Below are 5,824 nucleotides of genomic sequence, written 5' to 3'. Positions count from 1 at the left end.
CCCGGCCTGCTCGGGCAGGAAACTGGCGGCCTCCAGCGCGTCGCGCACCCAGGCGGTGAACGCCGGCAGTGACCAGCGGCGCGGCGCCGGGGCCGGGCCCTCGCCTTCGGCGGCATCGCCGGTCAGCGCGGCCAGTTCGTGGGCCGCGCCCGCCTGCAGACGCAGCACCTCGATCACACGCTGGCCAGCGGCATCTTGCGCCAGCGCATCCCAGTCACCGCTGTCACGCAGCGCCTGCGCCAGGTTTTCGAGCCAGGCGCGCAGCGGGCGCGCAGCCTGCAAACCGGCCAGCAAGTCGACCACGCCGTCAGGCACCGCGGCCATGGTGTCCGGATGGGTCGGCACACGGCGCCAGGCCGGCAGGCCATGCAGGCGCACCAAGCGCTCCAGCGGATCGACCGCGGCATCCGGCCAGCGCTGCGCCTGCTTGAGCCAGTCGAGCACGGCGTCGGTACGCGCATGGCGATCGGCCGCGCGCAGCAGGCTGATCACGCGGGCCGCGGCGTGCGTGGTGGACAGCTTCCAGCCGGTCTCGTCGCGCACGCTCAGGCCGGCGCCGGCCAGCAGCGCGCCGATGCGGCGCGTGAGCAACCGGTCCAGGGCGACCAGCGCCACGGGCTGCCGCTCTGCCTGCACGTGGGCCAGCACGCACGCAGCGGCGCGGCCGGCCTCGTCCTCGGCGTCGTCGCATGCGTGCAGGCACACGGGCTCGGGCCATGGTGCGATGGCTCCGATGGCCACTGGGTCGGGGCGGCTCTCCGGCCATTCAAGAGACAGTCCCCGCCCCCCCCAACGGGCAAGCAAGGCTTCGGCCAGAGGGTCATTCTGGAAGCCGGGCAAGAGCAGCAGCAGGTCCGCCGCCACACCGGGTGCGGCCTGGTCGCTCCACAAGGCATCGGTGGCGTAGCCCGACAAGCCCGCCCAAGCCAGCGCCACCGAGGCCACCAGCCCTTCCCACTGCAACAGGGCGCTGCCGGTGGCGAGCTGGGGGCGCAGTTCCGCCTCCCAACGCGCGCGGTCCGCGGGCGCCTGGGCCGCGGCCAACGGCGCGAGCTGGCGCGCGGTGTCGACCAGGCGGCTCACCAGCGTGGCGCGCAGCCCAGGGTCGAGCTGGCGACCGGCCACGCGATCCAGCAGGCTCGCAGCGACCAGGCTGTCGCGCGCGCCGTCGGCGGCCATGTCGGTGGGACCGGGCAAGAAGGGCTGCAGGCTGGCCGCCCAGTTGCGGGTGGATTCAAAGCGGGGTGCAAAGCCCTGCGGCTGGTGGCGGGCCCAGGCACGGCGCCCGGCATCCATCATCTGGGCGTACGGCACCAGCACCAGCACCCGGCCCGGGTCGGCCCCGTGGGCATCGATGCACTGGCGCACACGCAGGAGCAGCGCGTCCCACTGGGCGTCGACCGGCAAAAGACAGTCGTTCGGGCCGGGTCTGCCGACCCCGGCGGCGTCAGGGATGGGTGGGCTGGCCGGCGTCATGGAAATAGCGTTTCTGTCACAATCAACCCTGTTTTGCGGCTGGCCGGCCGAGTATGCCTGCCACGATCCGTGCCCATCCCCCCTGTTGAGAAAAACGCGTAGGACCCACCATGGCCAACGATCTGATCAAACACGTTTCCGATGCCACTTTCCAGGCCGATGTGCTGAGCGCCAAGGCGCCGGTGCTGGTGGATTTCTGGGCCGAATGGTGCGGCCCCTGCAAGATGATCGCCCCGATCCTCGACGAAGTGGCCGGCAGCTACGACGGCAAGCTGCAGATCGCCAAGGTCAATGTGGACGAAAACCGCGAAATCCCCGCCAAGTTCGGCATTCGCGGCATTCCCACGCTGATCCTGTTCAAGGACGGCCAGGTCGCCGCCACCAAGGTGGGCGCGCTGAGCAAAGCCCAGCTGACCGCGTTCCTGGACCAGCAACTGGCGGCCTGAGCGCCGTGATGCGGGCGGCCTTGGCCGCCCGTTTGGCTTGCCTGCCGCCGCTGGCGGTTTTTTTTGGCAAGATTCCCCGCCAGCCGGAGCGGTTTTTCCTGTCATAATCCGCGCAATTGCTGACCCTCGCGGTCCAGCCTCTCTGATCAGCGCAACGTCCCGGTTCCCGGACCCAAGCGCCCCCTCCCCCTGATTTCGACACACCAGACTCCTTTTGCGGAGCGATTCTGATGCACCTGAACGAACTCAAGGCACTTCACGTGTCCGAAGTGCTCAAGCAGGCTGAAGCCCTGGAAATCGAGAACACCGGCCGCATGCGCAAGCAGGAGCTGATGTTCGCCATCATCAAGAAGCGCGCCAAGGCCGGCGAGCAGGTCAACGCCGACGGCGTGCTGGAGGTGCTGCCCGACGGCTTCGGCTTCCTGCGCAACATGGACACCAGCTTCACGGCGTCCACCGACGACATCTACATCTCGCCGAGCCAGATCCGCCGCTTCAACCTGCACACCGGCGACATGATCGAGGGTGAAGTGCGCATCCCCAAGGATGGCGAACGCTACTTCGCGCTCAACAAGCTGGACGCCATCAACGGCCTGCCGCCCGAGGCGAACAAGCACAAGGTGATGTTCGAAAACCTGACGCCGCTGTTTCCCAAGCAGCAGATGCGCCTGGAACGCGACATCAAGAGCGAAGAAAACATCACCGGCCGCGTCATCGACATCATCTCGCCCATCGGCAAGGGACAGCGCGCGCTGATCGTCGCCCCGCCCAAGAGCGGCAAGACGGTGATGATGCAGCACATCTGCCACGCCATCACGGCCAACCACCCCGAGGTGGAGCTGATGGTGCTGCTGGTGGACGAGCGCCCGGAAGAAGTGACCGAAATGCAGCGCACCGTGCGCGGCGACGTGATCGCCTCCACCTTCGACGAGCCGGCGGCACGCCACGTGCACGTGGCCGAAATGGTGATCGAGCGCGCCAAGCGCCTGGTCGAGCTCAAGAAGGACGTGGTGATCCTGCTGGACTCCATCACCCGACTGGCCCGCGCCTACAACAACGTGCTGCCCAGCTCCGGCAAGGTGCTGACCGGCGGTGTCGACGCCAACGCCCTGCAGCGCCCCAAGCGCTTCTTCGGCGCCGCCCGCAACGTGGAAGAAGGCGGTTCGCTGACCATCATCGCCACCGCGCTGGTCGACACCGGCAGCCGCATGGACGAAGTGATCTTTGAAGAGTTCAAGGGCACCGGCAACAGCGAAATCCACCTCGACCGCCGCCTGTACGAAAAGCGCGTCTTCCCCTCGATCCAGCTCAACCGCAGCGGCACCCGCCGCGAGGAACTGCTGCTGGCCCCCGAGATCCTGCAGAAGACCCGCATCCTGCGCCAGTTCATGTACAACATGGACGAGATCGAGGCCATGGAAATGGTGCTCAAGAGCATGAAGGCGACGAAGAACAACTCCGAGTTCTTCGACATGATGCGCAGAGGGGGATAAGTCCCCTGTGCCGCTGACGCGGCCTCCCCCCGTGGCACGCTCCTTTTGGGGGTCGTGCGCAACAGGGGTGGTACAATTGAAAGCTTTGCAACTTGTGGCAAGTACGGAAGAACGGTTCTTCCGCGGCTGTCGCACCTGAACCAAGGAATTGCCATGAAAGAAGGCATTCACCCCGATTACCGCGAAGTGCTGTTCGTGGACCTGTCCAACGGCTTCAAGTTCGTGACGCGCTCGTGCGTGCCGACCAAGGAAACCGACACGTTCGACGGCAAGGAATACCCGCTGTTCAAGCTGGATACCTCCAGCGAGTCGCACCCCTTCTACACCGGCACGCAAAAGAGCGTGGACAACATGGGTGGCCGCGTCGAGCGCTTCCGCAACCGCTACGCCAAGACCGCTGCCAAGTGATCGGCGCCGGTCTGTCCGGCGCCCTTGTCCGCAGTCACGCAACAGCCGGCCCCAGCGCCGGCTGTTTTGCTTTGTGGCGCCAGCCGCCGCACATCTCCCCCTGGGCGCCGTTGCCCTGCCCGTTCATCCGCCCACCCTCTCCAGACTTGTATAGTCACGCGCAGTGAACGCCACCACCCCCGCCATCGTCACCCAGTCGGCCGTGCGCAGGCTGCCCCGCCTGATCCTGCTGATGTTCTGCCTGGCTTACGTGCTGCCAGGCTTTCTGGGCCGCGAGCCCTGGAAGGTGAACGATGTCGAAGCCTTCGGCGCCATGCTGGGCATGGCCAGCGGCTCTGGGCTCGGCATTCCGCAGGTGCTCGGCGTGCCGCTCGGCGAGACCGGCCCCCTGCCCTTCTGGCTCGGGGCGGCAGCCATCCAGGCCCTGCCATTTCTCTCGCCCGATCTGGCGGTGCGTCTGGCGTTCGCGGCCCTGCTGGCGCTGACGCTGGCACTGACCTGGTACGCGGTCTTCCACCTCGCCCGGCAACCGGCGGCCCAGCCGGTGACCCTGGCATTCGGTGGCGAAGCCCATCCCACCGACTACGCCCGCGCCCTGGCCGATGCCGGCCTGCTGGCCCTGATGGCGAGCCTGGGCCTGGCGCAACTGGGCCACGAAACCACCCCGGATCTGGTGCGCCTGTGTGCCACGGCGGCGGCGCTCTACGGCGCCGCCCGGCTGGCGCTGCCGGATGGCCTGTGGTCCGGCGCCGGCTGGCTGGGCTGGGTGCTCGGATTGGGCGCCCTGGTGTCGAGTGGCGCCCCCTGGTTGGCGCTCGCACTCGGTGCCGTGCTGCCGCTGCTGCTCGTGATCGCGCCGCAGCCCCCCGGTGCAGCCGCCGGCCGGGTCCGTCTGCAGCGCATGGCCATGCTCCTGGCGGCTGCCGTACTGTGCGGGCTGGGGGTCTGGGCACTGCCCCAGTCCTGGTTCGCGCTGACCGATACCACTTTTGCCGGCTGGCAACGCTGGTCGCGTTTGCTGCTCTGGTTCGCCTGGCCCGCCTGGCCGCTGGCACTCTGGACACTCTGGCGCTGGCGCCGCCAGTGGCGCGCGCCGCATCTGGCGCTGCCCCTGTGGGTGGTGGCCTGCCTTGTTCTCGACAGCGCCTTCAATCCGGGCTTCGACCGGGCCTTGCTGCTGTCGCTGCCCGCCTGGGCCGCCCTGGCCGCATTCGCCTTGCCCACCTTGCGGCGCAGCATGTCGGCCCTGATCGATTGGTTCACCCTGCTGTTCTTCAGCAGCTGTGCCTTGATCGTGTGGGTGGTCTGGCTCTCCATGATGACGGGGGTGCCGGCCAAACCCGCGGCCAACGTGGCCCGGCTCGCCCCAGGTTTCGTGCCCGAGTTCTCCTTCGGCCTGCTACTGGTGGCCGCGCTGGCCACCGGGGCCTGGCTGGTTCTGGTGGCGTGGCGCGTGGGTGCGCACCGCAAAGCTCTGTGGAAGAGTCTGGTGCTGCCGGCCGCCGGCAGCACGCTGTGCTGGTTGCTGTTGATGAGCCTGTGGCTGCCTCTGCTCGATCATGCGCGCAGCTACGGCCCGATCAGCCGGCGCATCGCCTCCCTGGTGCCCCCGGGCAATTGCGTGCTGGTGGACGGGTTGAGTCAGGCGCAGATCGCCGCACTCGGCTATCACGGTCGCCTGACGCTGGTCCGCACCGACAGCGCGGAAAGTGGCCAAGCCTGTCGCACGCTGGTCGTCGATCCCGACAGCCAGCCCACGCTCGATGAGCGCGTGCAACTGACCGACTGGGCATTTCGGGCCACCGTGCGGCGCCTGACCGACCGCAAAGAAAGCCTGCTGATCTACCAGCGCGTGCGCCACTGACGGCCCACCCGAGACCAGACGCGGAAGCCGTGGTGGGTGTGGCTTGTATCTTCATATCTGACTGGCGCGGTAGAGTGTGGCCGCCGTTGAGGCGGCCAGACCGGCCCGTGCAGTTTGGTAGCGGCTGGGGTGATCGA

4 protein-coding genes and 1 pseudogene are annotated in these 5,824 nt (G+C 68.0%); 4 read left to right on the top strand and 1 reads right to left on the bottom strand.

The window, feature by feature from the left end; all coding sequences use genetic code 11:
- Positions 1 to 1,476 (bottom strand): annotated as a pseudogene (locus tag QQK43_RS22550) (PD-(D/E)XK nuclease family protein); the annotation flags it as partial.
- 110 nt (positions 1,477 to 1,586) lie between these two features.
- Between QQK43_RS22550 and trxA the strand changes: the two are divergent.
- The 4 genes from trxA to QQK43_RS22530 all read left to right on the top strand — a co-directional run bounded on the left by trxA (position 1,587) and on the right by QQK43_RS22530 (position 5,687).
- On the top strand, positions 1,587 to 1,922 hold the full coding sequence (gene trxA, locus QQK43_RS22545; protein WP_234262886.1) for a thioredoxin TrxA: 336 nt from the start codon (positions 1,587 to 1,589) through the stop codon (positions 1,920 to 1,922).
- Between the two features lie 230 nt (positions 1,923 to 2,152).
- Positions 2,153 to 3,415 carry a transcription termination factor Rho gene (gene rho, locus QQK43_RS22540; RefSeq protein WP_234262885.1) on the top strand — a complete coding sequence of 421 codons (1,263 nt, stop codon included), beginning with the start codon at positions 2,153 to 2,155 and terminating at the stop codon, positions 3,413 to 3,415.
- Between the two features lie 153 nt (positions 3,416 to 3,568).
- The gene (locus QQK43_RS22535) at positions 3,569 to 3,823 is read left to right on the top strand and encodes a type B 50S ribosomal protein L31 (protein ID WP_234262884.1); all 255 of its coding nucleotides are present in this window, start codon (positions 3,569 to 3,571) and stop codon (positions 3,821 to 3,823) included.
- A gap of 163 nt (positions 3,824 to 3,986) precedes the next feature.
- Complete coding sequence (locus QQK43_RS22530) at positions 3,987 to 5,687, top strand: hypothetical protein (RefSeq protein WP_284309539.1); 1,701 nt, start codon at positions 3,987 to 3,989, stop codon at positions 5,685 to 5,687.
- Positions 5,688 to 5,824 lie beyond the last annotated feature (137 nt).

It is taken from the genome of Hydrogenophaga electricum (genome assembly GCF_030160815.1).
GTDB lineage: Bacteria > Pseudomonadota > Gammaproteobacteria > Burkholderiales > Burkholderiaceae_C > Hydrogenophaga > Hydrogenophaga electricum.
This window is presented reverse-complemented; position numbering and strand designations above follow the sequence as displayed.

What these genes read in the sequence shown, in the direction of transcription:
- trxA (WP_234262886.1), top strand. Translation starts at nt 1,587, where the DNA reads ATGGCCAACGATCTGATCAAACACGTTTCCGATGCCACTTTCCAGGCC.
- rho (WP_234262885.1), top strand. Translation starts at nt 2,153, where the DNA reads ATGCACCTGAACGAACTCAAGGCACTTCACGTGTCCGAAGTGCTCAAG.
- QQK43_RS22535 (WP_234262884.1), top strand. Translation starts at nt 3,569, where the DNA reads ATGAAAGAAGGCATTCACCCCGATTACCGCGAAGTGCTGTTCGTGGAC.